General features: G+C 65.7%; 2 protein-coding genes. One reads left to right on the top strand and one right to left on the bottom strand.

Annotated features, from left to right (window positions below):
• Positions 1-402: 402 nt before the first annotated feature.
• The gene (locus B9G38_RS17335) at positions 403-999 is read right to left on the bottom strand and encodes a DNA-3-methyladenine glycosylase (RefSeq protein ID WP_086221180.1); all 597 of its coding nucleotides are present in this window, start codon (positions 997-999) and stop codon (positions 403-405) included.
• 153 nt (positions 1000-1152) lie between these two features.
• Between B9G38_RS17335 and B9G38_RS17330 the strand changes: the two genes are divergently transcribed.
• Positions 1153-1465: 3-hydroxyacyl-CoA dehydrogenase family protein (locus tag B9G38_RS17330; RefSeq protein WP_233127253.1), on the top strand; the 313-nt coding region annotated here is incomplete at its 3' end.

Genomic DNA, 1465 nt, shown 5'->3' with positions numbered 1-1465 from the left:
CGTCCTCAGCCTCACGTAGCAGTTCATCGATTTCTTCCTCAGTCAAGTGATGCTCAATCTCTTTCCGACGTGAGCGCTCCATTACTCCTCTATCAAGCTTAACTAACAAAACTTTTCGTACTCATTAAAGCGGCCGCGACGAGGCTGGGGAGGTGTGAGGCTGCGGTTGCGGTGCTGTGCGGGGTGGGACTCAAAGGGGCAGCCGGGAGGCGGGCGTAGGCGACGTAAGGACCGCAAGGAGCGAGCGAAGCGAGCGACTGAGGACCGCAACGAGCGTACGCCCGCCTCCCAGCTGGGGCTTTGGAGGTGTTCACCGTCGATCAGTTGTTTATAAATATCATCGTTGTCCCGCCGAGCAGTTGGCACTTGGATAACGTCCACCAGCGATCCGCAGGCACTGTTTTACGACTCGTATTCGGCCCAGATGTACCGCGTGCCGTAGCTCCGGTAGGGGCGCCACGCCGCGCCGATCTCGCGCATCTCCGCGCGCGACAGCTCCGCGCCGTCGTTGTAGGCCCGCTCGATCCCTTTCCGCACCGCGAGGTCGCCGAGGGGAAGCACGTCCTCGCGCCCGAGCGCGAAGATCAGGTACATCCGCGCGGTCCACGCGCCCACCCCATGAATCTCAGTCAGCCGGTCGACGACGGCCTCGTCGCTCACGCCCGCCAGCCCCGCCCGGGTGAAGTCGCGCTCGGCGTCGCGGAACGCGGCCGCGACGTTACGCAGGTACTCGACCTTCGTGCCGCTGAGCCCGGCCTCACGCAACGCATCTTCGTCGGCCGCGAGGACGCCTTCCGGGGTCGGCTCCTCACCCAGCACGTCGAGGAACCGCTCGCGGATCGCGTTCGCGGAGGCGGTCGAGAGCTGCTGGTTCACGATCGAGGTACAGAGCCGAGCGAACTCGTCGTCCGCGGGCGCGACGTCGAGGGGGCCGTGGCGGTCGACCAGCGTCGCCATCGTCGGGTCCTCGCGCAGCGTCGCCGCGACTCGGTCGTCCATGTCCGCGGATCGGGAGCCCGACACGAGTACGTTCGGATCGGCCGGTCGCGTCGGCGCGGCCCGCTCCCGGGAGTCCCACCCGAATAAACTTACAGTACGTTTCGCGTTGGGAAGATGAAAACGTTCAACCATGACGGTTCCGACCGTTCGGGTATGCAACTCGAAGACGTCCAGCGCGTGGCAGTGCTCGGCGCCGGAAACATGGGACACGGGATCGCGGAGGTGGCCGCGCTCGCCGGCTACGACGTGTCGCTCCGCGACATCAACGACGAGCTCGTCCAGAACGGCTACGACCAGATCGAGTGGTCGCTCGGCAAGCTCGCCGAGAAGGACCGGATCGGCGACGACGAGGCGGACGCCGCGCTCGACCGCGTCGAGGCGTTCGTCGACCTCGAGGACGCGCTCGACGGCGCCGACGTGGTCGTCGAGGTCGTCCCCGAGAAGATGGCGATCAAGAAGGACGTGT

The sequence above is a fragment of the Halorubrum sp. SD612 genome (assembly GCF_002135005.1).
Note: the sequence above shows the minus strand (reverse complement) of the source record. Positions and strands in the feature narration are given on the sequence as shown.

Coding starts and splice junctions, on each gene's coding strand:
- B9G38_RS17335 (WP_086221180.1), bottom strand. CDS start 999: ATGGACGACCGAGTCGCGGCGACGCTGCGCGAGGACCCGACGATGGCG.